Source organism: Ruegeria sp. G10, assembly GCF_056533645.1.
Genome location: NZ_JBQFOQ010000003.1, coordinates 241,760 through 255,986, shown reverse-complemented (window position 1 = coordinate 255,986; position 14,227 = coordinate 241,760). Strand labels below are relative to the sequence as shown.

Genomic DNA, 14,227 nt, shown 5'->3' with positions numbered 1-14,227 from the left:
CCACCGGCGCAGGCGACCATGCCTGACAACAAGCTAATCTGCCCCGCTGACCGGATATTTGACAGCGTCAAAGTCAATGCCGAACTTTCCGCCATCGTTGAAAGCGGCACGGACAACTCTGCCCTGCGTGCGGAGACCGTTCGCATTCTGCGAGAGGCCCAAAAGGCGGGACGCGAGGCCATTGCAGACGCGTTCGCCCAAGCGCCATTTGATGCGCGCCCTTTGACCCGGTCCTATACCTACCTGACAGACCAATTGGTCTGTACAGCCATGCGCGTCGCAAGTGAAACGCTGCACCCGCTGGCTACACCAACACAGGGCGAAAAGATCGCCGTTCTGGCCGTCGGCGGATATGGTCGGGGTGAAATGGCACCGTCGTCTGACGTCGATCTGTTGTTCCTGACGCCTTACAAGATCACCGCCTGGGCCGAGAGCGTGATCGAATCCATGCTCTATATCCTGTGGGATCTGCGACTGAAGGTTGGGCATTCGTCACGCACGATCAAGGACTGCCTGCGGCTGGGGGGTAATGATTTCACCATCCGCACCGCGATGCTGGAACAGCGCTATCTGGCTGGCGACGCCGCGCTTGCTGCAGAGCTTGAGACCCGGTTGAAGGCGGATCTGTTCAAAGGCTCTGAGCGCGATTTCATCGAAGCCAAGCTGAAAGAGAGGGAAGAGCGGCACCTGAAGCAAGGTCAGCGCTATATGGTCGAGCCGAACGTCAAAGAGGGCAAAGGCGGCCTGCGCGATCTGCAATCGCTCTATTGGATCGCAAAATATATCTATGGCGTTCAGGATGTGGCCGAACTGGTGCCGCTGGGCTTGTTCACGCCGGAAGAGTTCGAAGGCTTTGTTCAGGCCGAAGATTTCTTGTGGGCCGTGCGGTCTCATCTGCATCTGGTTACCGGGCGGGCAACGGAGCAACTGACCTTTGACCTTCAGGTCGAGGTGGCCGAGCGGATGGGATACAAGGACCGGGCCGGGCGACGCGCGGTCGAGGTGTTCATGCAGCGCTATTTCCGCGAAGCCACGCGCGTGGGCGAGTTGACCCGAATATTCCTGACAAAGCTGGAAGCGGCCCATGTCAAAAGCGCTCCGTTGCTGGAGCGTCTCTTTCGCCGCCGCCCGCGCGTGAAAGCCGGATATCAGGTTGTACATGGCCGCCTGGATGTCGCCGACCCGGACACTTTTCTGACCGATAAGCTGAACCTGTTGCGGCTGTTCGAAGAGGGGCTGCGCACAGGTATGCTGATCCACCCCGACGCCATGCGGTTGGTGGCTGCCAATCTGCATCTGATTGATGAAGACATGCGCAACAACAAGGAAGCGCGGCGCATCTTCCTTGACCTGATGCTGAAACACGGCAACCCCGAGCGCGCCCTGCGACGGATGAATGAACTGGGCGTTCTGTCAGCCTTCCTGCCCGAGTTCGAGCCCATCGTGGCGATGATGCAGTTCAATATGTATCACAGCTATACGGTGGACGAGCACACGATCCAGTGCATCGTCAACCTCGCCCAGATTGAACGCGGTGAGTTGATCGAGTCACTGCCGCTGGCCTCATCGATCCTCAAGGAAGGCGTCAACCGCAAGGTGCTGTATGTGGCGCTGCTGCTGCATGACATCGCCAAGGGACGGCCCGAGGATCACTCGATCCTTGGCGCGCAGATCGCGCGCAAGGTGGCCCCACGTCTGGGGTTGAACAAATCGGATTGCGAGACAGTGGAATGGCTGGTGCGCTATCACCTGCTGATGTCGGACATGGCGCAGAAGCGCGACATTTCGGACCCGCGCACCATCCGGGACTTTGCCAAAGCGGTCGAAACGGTCAAACGGCTGGACCTGCTGACAGTTTTGACCGTCTGCGATATCCGCGGCGTTGGCCCCAATACGTGGAACAACTGGAAAGCCACCCTGCTGCGCGCGCTACATGCCGAAACCAAACGCGCACTTGAAACCGGGATGGAGGACCTCAACCGTGCCAATCGCGGCGCGGGCGCGAAAAAGCTGTTGCGGGCCGAGTTGGCGGACTGGTCCAAGTCTGATCTGAAAACCGAAACCGGGCGGCATTACGATCCCTATTGGCAAGGCTTGAACCTTTCGACCCATGTCGAGTTCGCCGAGATGCTGAAAGCGCTGGAAGACAGCGGCGATCCCGGTGAGATGGAGATTCGCCTGCATCCCGACGAAGACCGCGACGCGACGCGCGCCTGTTTCGCCATGGGTGACCACCCGGGTATCTTTGCCCGCATCGCAGGGGCCCTGGCGCTGGTAGGCGCCAATGTGGTCGACGCGCGCAGCTATACGACCAAGGATGGCTACGTGACCGACGCGTTCTGGATTCAGGACGCCGAGGGCCGCCCCTTCGAATCCAGCCGCCTGCCGCGTCTGACGCAGATGATCCACAAGACGCTGAAAGGCGAGGTGGTGGCCCGTGACGCCCTAAAATCGCGCGACAAGATCAAGAAACGCGAGCGCGCCTTTAACGTCCCAACCCATATCACCTTCGACAATGACGGGTCCGAGATTTACACAATCATCGAGGTCGACACCCGCGACCGCCCCGGTCTGCTCTATGATCTGGCGCGTACGCTGGCTGCGGCCAATGTCTATGTCGCCAACGCCGTCATCGCGACCTATGGCGAGCAGGTGGTCGATACCTTCTACGTCAAGGATATGTTCGGCCTGAAATACCACTCGGACAGCAAGCAACGCGGCCTTGAGGCCAAGCTGCGCACCGCTATTACCGAGGGCGCCGAGCGCGCCGCCTCATGAAGCAGATCCGTCTGTTCTCGGGGTTTTTCACGGTAGGGTTCTGGACGCTGGCCAGCCGTATCCTTGGGTTTCTGCGGGAAATCCTGCTGACCGCCTATATCGGGCCGGGCCCGGTGATGGACGCCTTTGTCGCCGCCTTCCGCCTGCCCAATATGTTCCGCCGTTTCTTTGCCGAGGGTGCGTTCAACGCAGCCTTTGTGCCGATGTTCTCCAAGCGGCTGGAGGGTGACGAGAACGCCGAAGGCTTCGCACAAGACGCCTTCAACCTGCTGGCCGTTGCCGTATTGGCGCTGGTCGGTCTGGCGATGGTGTTCATGCCCGCACTGGTCTGGATCACGGCCGAGGGGTTCTATGGCGACGAACGCTTCGATCTGGCCGTGGACTATGGCTATGTCGTCTTTCCCTACATCTTGTTCATGTCGCTGGCGGCGTTGTTTTCCGGCGTGTTGAACGCCACGGGCCGGTTCGCCGCCGCCGCCGCCGCGCCGGTTCTGCTGAATATCTTCGCCTGCTCCGCCCTGATCTTCGGGGCGCTTTCAGGTGGTGAGGTCATCCGCTGGCTGATCGCCGTCATCCCCGCCGCAGGCGTCGCTCAGCTGGCCCTTGTCTGGATCGCAACCGAGCGCGCGGGCATCCGCATCCGCCCCGGCCTGCCGAAACTGAGCCCCGAGATGCGGCGCATGGTGCGCATCGCGGTGCCTGCCGCTTTGGCCATGGGGGTGACGCAGGTCAATCTGGTGGTGGGGCAGTTGGTGGCCTCGAAAACCGAGAAAGCCGTGAGCTGGCTGTTTGCGGCAGATCGCCTGTATCAACTGCCCTTGGGTGTGGTCGGTATCGCCGTGGGCATCGTCCTGCTGCCTGATCTGTCCCGTCGCCTCCGCGCCGACGACAAAGACGGCGCGCGCAATGCGTTTTCCCGGGCCGGAGAATTCACGCTGCTGCTGACCATCCCCTCGACCGTCGCCTTCCTGATCATCCCCGTCCAACTGGTCTCGGTCCTGTTCCAGCGCGGCCAGTTCACCGCCGAGGATACCGCAGCCACCGCGCTGGCCGTCGCTATCTATGGCATCGGCCTGCCCGCGTTCATGCTGCAAAAGCTGCTGCAACCGCTGTTCTTTGCCCGCGAAGACACGAAATCTCCGTTCCGATACGCCGTTGTTGCGATGGTTGTGAATGCCGCTCTCGCCTTTGGCCTTTATCCCGTCGTCGGCTGGATCGCGCCCGCCATCGCGGCCTCGATCGCCGGTTGGGCCATGGTTCTACTGCTTGCCATCGGCGCGCGGCGGTTCGGGGACGAGGCCCGTTTTGATGCGCGGTTCAAACACCGGGCATGGCGGATCGTTGCGGCCTCGGCCGGGATGGGCGTCGTCCTGTTTGCTGCGATCCACCTGTTCGGCTGGGCGTTTGACCTGTCTGGCCTGCGCTACCTCGCCTTACTCCTTCTGATCGCAGCGGCGGGTGCGGCCTACTTCGCCCTCGGTCACGTGTTCGGGGCCTTCAAACTGTCGGAATTCCGCACCGCGCTGCGCCGGGGGTGACCCGCCTAGTCGCGGCGTATCCTGCCCAGAATCCGCGCCCAGCCGCCCGGTGCCAGAAAGAACGACAGGCCAAACCCGGTGCCAAACCCGGCCAGATCGGCGACCCAGTCCGAGGTGCCCCCGAAAAGCAGGCCAAACAGGAGTTGGATACCCATCAGCACGGCAATCAGGCTGAACGCACGGGATTGATTTGCACCAACCAAAGACAGATTTCGCCAGAGCAGCCATGTGAACGCACCGATCAACCCGTAAACGGGCGGGAACCCTCCGACCAGCGGATAGGCCGGGTCCAGCAGCACCGCATAGGCCAGCGCTCCACCCACGCCGGACAGCACAAAGATGATCAGCATGGCGACGCTGCCGAACACCTCAGCCACCATCTTGCCCATCGCCAGCACGAAAACACAGACAAAGATCGCCTGCGTGAAATTGGCCGAAACAAAGGGATAGGTGACAAAGCGGATCACATGCTCGAACGGCCAACGCCCGTTTTCCACCATCCAGTCGAAGATATCGGGCGAAAACGTGTATTGCTGCAGCGCGTCCAGCCGCCAGCCCAACGCAGACGGCCCGCCAAGGATGCCGCGCGTGCCCAGTTGCAGGACTACCTCGATCCCGATGATGAACAACGTCAACGCCACCACCACAGGCGGTAGAGGGTTCACGGGCGGGGTATAATGCTCACTGCTCATTGGGCTGGCCCTTCGCGGCTGTTGACGTCCCTTGGCCTCATGGGTAAGCGACGGGGACTGATTTTTCCAGACGGGAGTTCCCTTCGATGACCGAGACCCAATTCACGCCGCGCGTGTTCTCCGGCATCCAGCCTTCGGGAAACCTGCACCTTGGTAACTATCTGGGTGCGCTCAAGCGTTTTGTGGACATGCAGGGTGCGGATTTTCAGACCATCTACTGCATGGTCGACCTGCACGCGATCACCGTCTGGCAAGACCCGGCCCGCCTGCGTGAAAAGACGCGCGAGGTCTGCGCAGGCTTCATAGCCGCCGGTCTCGACCCCGAAAAGTCGATCCTGTTCAACCAGAGCCAGGTGCCCGAGCACACGCAACTGGCCTGGATTTTCAACTGCATCGCCCGGATGGGCTGGATGCAGCGGATGACGCAGTTCAAGGACAAGGCGGGCAAGAATGCGCAAAACGCCTCGCTGGGCCTGTTTGCCTATCCGGCACTGATGGCGGCAGATATTCTCATCTATCACGCCACCCATGTGCCCGTAGGCGAGGATCAGAAGCAGCATCTGGAGCTGACCCGCGACATCGCGATCAAGTTCAACCACGACTATGGCGTCGAATTCTTCCCGGTGACCGAACCCGTCATCGGCGGCCCCGCGCCGCGCGTGATGAACCTGCGGGACGGGTCGCGCAAGATGTCGTCTTCGGACCCGTCGGACATGACGCGGATCAACATGACCGATGATGCCGACACCATCGCCAAGAAAATCCGCAAGGCGAAGACCGACCCGGATGCCCTGCCCTCGGAAATCGATGGCCTGTCCGAACGCCCCGAGGCGCGCAATCTGGTGAGCATCTATGCCGCTCTCAGCGATCAGACGGCGGAGCAGGTTCTGGCCGAGGTCGGCGGCAAGCAATTTGGTGAGTTCAAGCCGATGCTTGCGGAACTGGCGGTCTCGAAACTGGCCCCGATCTCGTCCGAGATGGCCCGGTTGATGGGCGAAGAGGCCGAGATCGATCAAATCCTCGCCCGCGGCGCAGAACGTGCCCGTGCGATTGCGGCTCCGATACTGCAGCAGACCTATGAGATTGTCGGGATGGTGGGCGCAGGCAAGCCCTGACCCTTTCGCAAACAGAACGCCGCCCCGATCAGGGCGGCGTTTTCTTTTGGCTCAGGCCGCCTTTGCACGCAGGGTTTCGTGCACGATGGCTTCTGCAATGTCATGCGGGCTGATCGCCTCGGCCCTGGCGCGGGTCAGAATGCGATCCATGGTCTGCTCCAGCGCCTGCAACCGGTGGTTCACCCAATCCTCACGATCGGCCACGCGCAGAATCTCGGTGGCGACATTGATGATCCCACCGCCATTAGCGACGAAATCCGGCGCATAGAGAATACCCCGGTCGTGCAGCAGCAGCGCGTCGCGGTCCTTGGCTAGTTGGTTGTTCGCACCACCGGCCACAGCACCAACCTGCAACAGCGGGATGCTGGTTTCATTCAGAATACCACCGATGGCGCAGGGGGCGAAGATGTCGGCCTCAACGCCATAGATCGCATCCGGTGCGACAGCCTGCGCGCCGAACCGCTCGGCCACGCGCGCGGTTTGCTCGGCGTTGATATCGGTGACGATCAGGCGCGCGCGCGCGTCATGCAGAAACTGGCACAGATGCTCGCCCACATGGCCCAAGCCCTGAACCGAAACGGTCAACCCGCCCAGATCGGCCAGCCCGAACCGGTGCTGCGCGGTCACCCGGATCGCGTTGAAAATCCCGCGCGCCGTGATCGGAGAGGGATCGCCACTGGCAAAGGCACCATCCGCCAGCCCGGCGACGAAATCCGCCTCAGACCCGATATGCGCCATGTCGGCCGGGGTCATGCCCATATCCTCGGCGGTCCAGTAAAGCCCGTCGAGGCTTTGGACCACGCGCCCGAAGGCTTTCAGCAGCTCGGGCGTCTTGTCGGCGCTCGGATCACCAATGATCACCGCCTTGCCTCCGCCCAACGGCAGGTCAGCGGCAGCGTTCTTGAACGTCATGCCCCGCGCCAGCCGCAGCGCATCCTGCAGCGCCTCGGCGGGATGGCCATAGGGCCGCATCCGCACACCACCCGCAGCCGGACCGCGTTGGGTCGAGTGGATGGCGACATAGCCCAAAAGACCAAGCTTGCTGTCTTTGAATTCAACCACGCGCTCGTGCTCGGGCGCGTCTACGATGGTGATGTCCATGCGTCTCCTCCGGAATCTCCAGAAGAGTTTGCCACCTTTGCCTGAGGGGTTCTCGCCATTATCTGGCTGGTTATTGTCATATGTTAGTGATATTCTCCATGATATTGCACAATTGTAGATACTTTCCCCATGGATACCATAGACACCAAAATCATCCGCGCCCTGCAAAAGGATGGGCGCATGACGGTCATTGATCTGGCGGACCATGTTGGCCTGTCCCCGACCCCCTGCGCGCGGCGATTGGAACGTCTGCAGCGCGATGGCATCATCACCGGCTATGCCGCGCAGGTGGATCCAGAACAATTGGGCTTTGGCGTCACTATCTTCGTCTCGGTCGAGCTGGAAAAGCAGGATCGCAAGGCCATTGATGCGTTCGAAAAGGCGATCCGCCGCTGTGACGAGGTGATGGAGTGCTACTTGATGACCGGGTCGCGGGATATTCTGCTGCGGGTAGTGGCAAAGGACCTCACTGCCTTTGACGCTTTTCTGGAACATCGGCTGATGCAGATTCCCGGGATCCGCAACCTCAGATCAAACTTTGCCCTGCGTACGATGGTCAAACGCGGAACGCTGCCGCTGCATCACGGATAATCTGCTGGACCTTGCCTCGGCCCCAACCTAGGTTTCCCTCGAACCGAGGGAGGGCACAATGGCAGTCGGCACAAACATCCGCACCTATTTCGATGGTCAATGGCATGACGGAGACGCTCCGATCATGCGCGCGGCAGACCATGGCGCTTGGCTGGGGTCGTCTGTCTTCGACGGCGCGCGGTTCTTTGAAGGGCTGACCCCCGATCTCGACGCCCATTGCGCGCGGGTGAACCGGTCCGCCGAAGCGCTGATGCTGGCACCAAACGTCACCACAGAACAGATGGTCGAGCTGGTGCACGAGGGGCTAGAGGCCTACGCCCCCGGCACAGCCGTCTACATCCGGCCGATGTATTGGGGGATCGACGGGGATCCCACTGCGATTATCCCACAGGAAGACAGCATCGGCTTTGCGATCTGCCTCGAAGCGATCCCTATGGCGCCCGAGACGGCCTCGGCCACGCTGACAACCACGCGGTTCCGCCGCCCGGTACTGGAATCCGCTGTCGTCAACGCCAAGGCCGGATGCCTCTACCCCAACAACGCAAGGATGCTGGCCGAGGCGCGGTCGAAAGGGTTCTCGAACGCTCTGGTCGCCGATGCGATGGGCAACGTTGCCGAAACTGCAACCGCCAACATCTTCATGGTGCGCGATGGCGAGGTCTTTACCCCCATCCCCAATGGCACCTTCCTTGCGGGCATCACCCGTGCCCGCCACATCAAGAACCTGCGCGCAGACGGTGTAACCGTGCACGAAACCGTCCTGAGCTTTGACGACTTCCACAACGCGGATGAGGTCTTCATGTCCGGCAACATGAGCAAGGTCACCCCCGTCACCGCGCTGGACGACACGCAGTATCAGGTCGGTCCCATCGCCCGTCGCGTGCGCGAGATGTATTGGGACTGGGCGGCCAGCTAGTTGCCAGTGCCCCCGCGCTGGGGCATGATCGCGGAAACAAACCGGGGACAGATATGCGCAAATTCCTTGTGGTTCTGGATGACAGCCGCGAATGCCTGAACGCGATGCGCTTTGCGGCTATGCGTGCGGCGCATACGGGCGGAGGGGTCACGATCCTGTCGGTTATCCCGCCGGATGAATTCAACCACTGGATCGGCGTTGCCGAGGTCATGCGTGAAGAGGCGCGCGAACGTATTCACGCCCATTTCGAAGTGTTCGCCAAATGGATGCGGGACAAGCAAGGGGTCGAACCCGAACTCGCCATCCGCGAGGGCGACCCGGTGCCCGAGATCATCGCCCATGTCCAGTCGGACCCGGAAATAGGCGTTCTGGTGCTGGGTGCCGGAACTGACAAGAAAGGTCCCGGGCCGTTGGTGACGCAGCTGACGCGTAACTCGGGCAGCCTGCCGATCCCGATTACCATCGTGCCCGGTGATCTGAGCAAGGAAAAGCTGGAAGCCATTACCTGAGGGCCGCAGATGGGTGCGCAACTGCAATTCTGGTTCGACTTCGCCTCGACCTATTCCTATCTCAGCGCGATGCGGATCGAGGCCATGGCCTCGGATCAGGGTGTCGAGGTCGCGTGGCAACCGTTTCTGCTGGGACCGATCTTTGCCGAACAGGGGTGGGACAACTCCCCGTTCAATATCTACCCCGCGAAGGGTCGGTATATGTGGCGGGACATGGAGCGTCTGTGCGCCGCGCGCGACCTGCCCTTGCAACGACCCGATGCGTTTCCACAGAACAGCCTCAAGGCGGCGCGTCTCGCGTTGACGATAGACGCGCCCGACCAGCGCGCGGCCTTTTCCCGCGCGGTTTATACGGCGCAGTTCGGCGTGGGTCAGGATATCTCGGACTTGCAGGTTCTGGCCGGGTGCCTGTCGCTTGCCGGTGCCGCGCCAAACCTCATGGACCGTATGGGCGACCCGCAGATCAAGGCGGCCCTGTTCGGACAGGTCGACCGCGCCAAGGCACTGGGCATCTTCGGTGCACCCAGCTTTGTCGCCGGGGACGAGCTGTTCTGGGGCGATGACCGCCTTGCGGACGCAATTTCTCAGGTTGCAGTAATTTAGAACGGTTCCAAATCTTGACTTCGCCCGCGCGGGCGCGCATATCAAGGTCACCTCAAACGGAGCCGCGCCATGTTCATCCAAACCGAATCCACGCCCAACCCGGCCACGCTGAAATTCCTGCCCGGTCAGACGGTTCTGGAAGCGGGCACCGCTGACTTCCCAAGTGCCGAGACCGCCGAGAAGTCGCCCTTGGCTCAGCGGATTTTCGGGGTAAACGGTGTGACCGGCGTGTTCTTCGGCAATGATTTCGTCACCGTTACGAAGTCGGATGACGTTCAGTGGGATCACATCAAACCTGCTATCCTCGGTGCAGTGATGGAGCACTACCAGTCGGGTCAGCCGGTCATGGCGGCCGATGCGCAGACCGCCTCGGGCCATGCCGAACACACTGGCGAAGACGCCGAAATCGTCAACCAGATCAAAGACCTGCTGGACAGCCGGGTCCGCCCTGCGGTGGCGCAGGACGGTGGCGACATCACCTTCCACGGCTTTGATCGCGGCGTGGTCTATCTGCATATGCAAGGTGCCTGCGCGGGATGCCCGTCCTCGACGCTTACGCTGAAAATGGGCATCGAAAACCTGCTGCGCCACTACATCCCCGAGGTGACCGAGGTGCGCCCTGTTGCGGTCTGACCCAACGATTCTTGCATTCGACACATCGGCCGCGCATTGCGCGGCCGCTTTGTTGTGTGGCGACCAGATCGTCGAAACCGTGGCCGAACCGATGACCCGAGGGCAGGCCGAGAGGCTGATGCCCCTGCTCGAAGAGCTGTTGACCCGGAACAGACTCAACTGGCAGAGCCTTGATGCGATTGGCGTGGGCGTCGGCCCGGGCAATTTCACCGGTATTCGAATATCGGTCTCCGCCGCGCGCGGTCTGGCGCTGGGGCTCGGGATTCCGGCGGTTGGCGTCTCGGGGTTTGATGCGCTGGGTGAATTGGCCGCTCCGGGCCAGATCCCCGCCATCCCCGCGCCGCGAGACCAGGTCTATGTTCAGCCAGACGACACTCCACGCCTGATCGCGCGTGATGAGGCCGAAGGGCTGGGCCCACTGTTCCTGTGTGCCGCCCCCGACCAGCAGGCCTACGCTATCGCCCGGCTGACCGCGCGCCGCTGGCAGGCAACGCAAACGGCGCCCGCCCCGCTTTATGTCCGACCCGCTGATGCCGCGCCGTCGCGCGATGTGCCACCGGTTCTGCTGGACGAATGACACCCGAAACCCTTGCCCAGATCCACACGGCAGCGTTCACGCAGTCCCGCCCGTGGACCGCGGCGGAATTCACCGACCTGCTGGCGGGGCGCTTCACCCATCTTGTTGGCGACGACCGGTGTTTTGCGCTGTTTCAAGTCATCGCGGATGAGGCAGAGCTGCTGACCATCGCAACCCATCCCGATCATCAAAGGCAGGGCCTTGCCCGTCAGGCCATGGCAAAATGGCACGCTCAGGCGCAGCACCTTGGGGCCACACGCGCCTTTCTAGAGGTGGCCGCCGACAATGAGGCAGCCATCGCGCTGTACTCAGACTGCGGGTACGAACCTTGCGGGCGGCGACGTGCCTATTATGCGCGCAAAACTGGCCCAAATGTGGACGCGATTGTCCTGGAGTGCCTGCTAATCGGGAAATAATCGATCTTTTTGACCAAATGATCAAAAATCAATTGACCGAAGCTGTTGCAAACGTCCTTAATTCCCGCCATCACAACAGGTATGCTCGCTCTGAGTGGGTGATGGGGCGGTCAAGCCCCGGACCGATAATAGCCAACGGGAGTAACAGATGAACCTTATGAAATCCTTGATGGGCGCCGCGGCGGCGGTTGCACTGACAGCTGGCGCCGCTCTGGCCGAACCGGCCCTGATCTTTGATCTTGGCGGCAAATTCGACAAGTCGTTCAACGAAGCTGCACATAACGGCGCGTCACGCTGGGCCGAGGAAACAGGCGGAACCTACCGCGAGATCGAAATGCAATCCGAAGCGCAGCGCGAACAGGCCCTGCGCCGCTTTGCCGAAGCGGGTTCGAACCCGATCATTACCATGGGTTTCGGCATGGCCGATCCGCTGGCCGCCGTGGCGCCCGACTATCCTGACACCACTTTTGTTGTGGTCGACGTGACATGGCTGGATGCACCCAATGTGCGTCAGGTGGGCTTTGCCGAACATGAGGGCTCGTACCTGGTCGGCATGATGGCCGCGATGGCTTCGGAATCCGGCACCGTCGGCTTTATCGGCGGCATGGACGTTCCGCTGATCCGTCACTTTGGCTGCGGCTATGCACAGGGAGCCAAGGCGGTGAACCCCGACATTAACGTGGTGGCCAACATGACCGGCACCACCCCCGCCGCCTGGAACGACCCGGTGAAGGGTTCGGAACTGACCAAGGCGCAGATCAGCCAGGGTGCTGACGTTGTTTATGCTGCGGCGGGCGGCACCGGCGTTGGCGTGCTGCAAACTGCGGCTGACGAAGGCATCCTGTCGATCGGTGTGGACAGCAACCAAAACCACCTGCATCCCGGCAAGGTTCTGACCTCGATGCTGAAACGTGTGGACGTCGCCGTTTACGAAGCGATGAAGGCCGGCGAGAACGTTGAAACCGGCGTGTTCGTCATGGGGCTGGCCGAGGATGGCGTGGGCTTTGCGATGGATGACAACAACGCGTCGCTGGTGTCGGACGACATGAAAGCGGCGGTCGACAAGGCCCGTCAGGACATCATCGACGGCAACGTCTCGGTTGTCAGCTATTACGAGAACGACAGCTGCCCGGCGCTGCAGTTCTGATATCACGCGGGGCGGGGGGCTGACCTCCGCCCCGTCTCCACTCTGCCGCGTGCGGCCCTTTCGGCAACCCAAGGACAAGACATGACCGTCCCCGCCATTGAGCTCAAAGGGATTTCCAAAGCCTTTGGGCCGGTTCAGGCCAACAAAGACATCTCCATCAGCGTCGCCCCCGGAACGATCCACGGGATCATCGGTGAAAACGGTGCGGGCAAATCCACGCTGATGAGCATCCTCTATGGCTTCTACAAGGCCGACAAAGGTGAGATCTGGATCAACGGATCAAAGACCGACATCCCTGACAGCCAGGCGGCCATCGCCTCGGGCATCGGGATGGTCTTTCAGCATTTCAAACTGGTCGAGAATTTCACCGTTCTGGAAAACATCGTTCTGGGTGCCGAAGATGGCGGGCTGCTGGCCCCCTCGCTGGCCAAGGCGCGTAAAGAACTGAAAGCGCTGGAAGAAGAATACGAGCTGTTCGTCGACCCCGACAAGCGTATCGACGAGATCGGCGTCGGCATGCAGCAGCGGGTCGAGATCCTGAAAGCGTTGTACCGCAAGGCCGAGATTCTGATCCTCGACGAACCCACTGGCGTGCTGACTCCTGCCGAGGCGGATCAGCTGTTCCGCATCCTCGACCGTCTGCGGTCCGAGGGCAAGACCATCATCGTGATCACCCACAAGCTGCGCGAGATCATGGAAAACACCGACACGGTCTCGGTGATGCGGCGTGGCGAGATGACGGCGACCGTGAAAACAGCTGACACCAACCCGCAGGAACTGGCCGAACTGATGGTGGGCCGCAAGGTACTGCTGCAGGTCGACAAAGTGCCCGCGCAGCCCGGCAAACCGGTGCTGGAGATCGAAAACCTCAGCGTCACCGATTCCGCCGGGGTCGAGCGCGTCAAAGGTATCAACCTAACCGTCCGCGCGGGCGAGATTGTGGGCATCGCCGGGGTCGCTGGGAACGGACAATCCGAACTGCTTGAGGTTCTGGGCGGGATGCGCCCGGGGCATGGGACGATCCGGCTGAACGGTGAACCGCTGGCCCTGCATGGCGCAGGATCTGACGGTCAGGCGCGGCGGGCGCAGGGCATTGCGCATGTGCCCGAAGACCGCCAGCGCGAGGGTCTGATCATGGATTTCCACGCGTGGGAGAACGTGGCCTTCGGCTATCACCGCGACCCGGCCTATCAGCGCGGCATCTTCATGGACAACGCCGCCCTGCGCGCCGACACCGAGGCCAAGATCGAAAAGTTCGACGTGCGCCCCCCGAATGGCTGGCTGACCGCCAAAAGCTTCTCGGGCGGCAACCAGCAGAAGATCGTCGTCGCGCGTGAGATCGAGCGCAATCCCGATCTACTGTTGGTGGGCCAACCCACGCGCGGCGTGGATATCGGAGCCATCGAATTCATTCACAAACAAATCGTCGCCCTGCGCGATCAGGGCAAGGCGATCCTGCTGGTCTCGGTCGAGCTGGAGGAGATCTTCTCGCTGTCCGACCGGATCGCGGTGATGTTCGACGGACATATCATGGGCGAACGTCTGCCCGCCGAGACGGATGAAAAGGAACTGGGCCTGCTGATGGCCGGTGTTGCGGGAGAGGCCGCGTAA

The 14,227-nt window shown here is 61.6% G+C and carries 14 protein-coding genes; 12 read left to right on the top strand and 2 right to left on the bottom strand.

The genetic code is table 11. The annotated features are described in order from the left end of the window. Positions 1 to 18: 18 nt before the first annotated feature. The gene (locus tag ACR0KM_RS08160; RefSeq protein WP_480860261.1) at positions 19 to 2,778 is read left to right on the top strand and encodes a [protein-PII] uridylyltransferase; all 2,760 of its coding nucleotides are present in this window, start codon (positions 19 to 21) and stop codon (positions 2,776 to 2,778) included. After that, positions 2,775 to 4,316: a murein biosynthesis integral membrane protein MurJ gene (murJ, locus tag ACR0KM_RS08155; RefSeq protein ID WP_480860259.1), complete on the top strand. Its 1,542-nt coding sequence runs from the start codon at positions 2,775 to 2,777 to the stop codon at positions 4,314 to 4,316. The genes ACR0KM_RS08160 and murJ overlap by 4 nt, the downstream gene beginning before the upstream one ends. Positions 4,317 to 4,321: 5 nt before the next feature. Here the strand turns inward: murJ and ACR0KM_RS08150 are convergent, their stop codons facing one another. After that, positions 4,322 to 5,008 carry a rhomboid family intramembrane serine protease gene (locus tag ACR0KM_RS08150; RefSeq protein WP_480860256.1) on the bottom strand — a complete coding sequence of 229 codons (687 nt, stop codon included), beginning with the start codon at positions 5,006 to 5,008 and terminating at the stop codon, positions 4,322 to 4,324. A gap of 86 nt (positions 5,009 to 5,094) precedes the next feature. On the opposite strand from ACR0KM_RS08150, the gene trpS reads away from it, so the two are divergent. Then, positions 5,095 to 6,123, top strand: a complete 1,029-nt coding sequence (gene trpS / locus ACR0KM_RS08145; RefSeq protein WP_480860253.1) for a tryptophan--tRNA ligase — start codon at positions 5,095 to 5,097, stop codon at positions 6,121 to 6,123. A gap of 51 nt (positions 6,124 to 6,174) precedes the next feature. Here the strand turns inward: trpS and ACR0KM_RS08140 are convergent, their stop codons facing one another. After that, positions 6,175 to 7,224, bottom strand: a complete 1,050-nt coding sequence (locus ACR0KM_RS08140; protein ID WP_480860251.1) for a Glu/Leu/Phe/Val family dehydrogenase — start codon at positions 7,222 to 7,224, stop codon at positions 6,175 to 6,177. Positions 7,225 to 7,353: 129 nt separating this feature from the next. Between ACR0KM_RS08140 and ACR0KM_RS08135 the strand changes: the two genes are divergently transcribed. From ACR0KM_RS08135 to ACR0KM_RS08095, 9 genes are all read left to right on the top strand, one after another. Next, positions 7,354 to 7,815, top strand: a complete 462-nt coding sequence (locus ACR0KM_RS08135) for an Lrp/AsnC family transcriptional regulator (protein ID WP_480823626.1) — start codon at positions 7,354 to 7,356, stop codon at positions 7,813 to 7,815. A 58-nt stretch (positions 7,816 to 7,873) separates the two neighbouring features. Then, positions 7,874 to 8,731, top strand: a complete 858-nt coding sequence (locus ACR0KM_RS08130) for a branched-chain amino acid aminotransferase (RefSeq protein ID WP_480860249.1) — start codon at positions 7,874 to 7,876, stop codon at positions 8,729 to 8,731. Between the two features lie 53 nt (positions 8,732 to 8,784). Then, the gene (locus ACR0KM_RS08125; RefSeq protein ID WP_480823622.1) at positions 8,785 to 9,240 is read left to right on the top strand and encodes a universal stress protein; all 456 of its coding nucleotides are present in this window, start codon (positions 8,785 to 8,787) and stop codon (positions 9,238 to 9,240) included. Positions 9,241 to 9,249: 9 nt separating this feature from the next. Beyond that, entirely contained in the window at positions 9,250 to 9,843 is a 594-nt protein-coding gene (locus ACR0KM_RS08120) for a DsbA family protein (RefSeq protein ID WP_480860248.1), read from the top strand. Positions 9,844 to 9,912: 69 nt separating this feature from the next. After that, a complete protein-coding gene (locus ACR0KM_RS08115) occupies positions 9,913 to 10,476 on the top strand; it encodes a NifU family protein (protein WP_480531999.1) in 564 nt (187 codons plus the stop codon). Beyond that, complete coding sequence (gene tsaB, locus ACR0KM_RS08110; RefSeq protein WP_480860246.1) at positions 10,466 to 11,053, top strand: tRNA (adenosine(37)-N6)-threonylcarbamoyltransferase complex dimerization subunit type 1 TsaB; 588 nt, start codon at positions 10,466 to 10,468, stop codon at positions 11,051 to 11,053. Before ACR0KM_RS08115 ends, tsaB begins: the two co-directional genes overlap by 11 nt. Further along, positions 11,050 to 11,469 carry a GNAT family N-acetyltransferase gene (locus ACR0KM_RS08105; RefSeq protein ID WP_480860243.1) on the top strand — a complete coding sequence of 140 codons (420 nt, stop codon included), beginning with the start codon at positions 11,050 to 11,052 and terminating at the stop codon, positions 11,467 to 11,469. Before tsaB ends, ACR0KM_RS08105 begins: the two co-directional genes overlap by 4 nt. 148 nt (positions 11,470 to 11,617) lie before the next feature. After that, positions 11,618 to 12,616, top strand: a complete 999-nt coding sequence (locus ACR0KM_RS08100; protein WP_480860242.1) for a BMP family lipoprotein — start codon at positions 11,618 to 11,620, stop codon at positions 12,614 to 12,616. Between the two features lie 81 nt (positions 12,617 to 12,697). Beyond that, positions 12,698 to 14,227: an ABC transporter ATP-binding protein gene (locus ACR0KM_RS08095; protein ID WP_480860241.1), complete on the top strand. Its 1,530-nt coding sequence runs from the start codon at positions 12,698 to 12,700 to the stop codon at positions 14,225 to 14,227.